Below are 432 nucleotides of genomic sequence, written 5' to 3' on the forward strand. Positions count from 1 at the left end.
ATTGACCAGATGTCGGTGCTGGCGCCCCAGTTTTTGTGGCCCATGATGATCTCGGGCAGGCGGTACTGGCGCGTCTGGATCTGGTCAGTGAAGTGGGTGTGGGCAAAGGTGCCGTTGCCGAGGTCTGCGATCTTGACCAGAATGAGCAGGTCGGGGGTGGCACCGAGGGGGTCGGGCGCCCCGGGCGCCAGCCCTGGCAGGTCCGCGGCCGGCGGCGCGGGCACGGTCCTCGCCCTGGCGGCGGTCGGCGTCCACCCGGCGCTCTTCATCGGCACGGCGTGTGTCGCCGCGGCGGGCGCGCTCGGCGCCGCCCTGATCACCCTGGACCTGACGCCGCAGCAGGCGGCCGGTGTGGTGGCCGTCGTGGTGGTGCTCTTCGGCGGGTTCGTCCCGTCGCTGTCGTTCCGGCTGGCCGGCATGCGGATGCCGCCC

Annotated in this window: 1 pseudogene; it reads left to right on the forward strand. The window is 72.2% G+C overall.

The features are described from left to right. Positions 1-141: 141 nt before the first annotated feature. Positions 142-432, forward strand: a pseudogene (locus LPA54_RS39510) (hypothetical protein); the annotation flags it as partial.

It is taken from the genome of Streptomyces sp. DH12 (assembly GCF_020873895.1).
Taxonomy (GTDB): domain Bacteria; phylum Actinomycetota; class Actinomycetes; order Streptomycetales; family Streptomycetaceae; genus Streptomyces.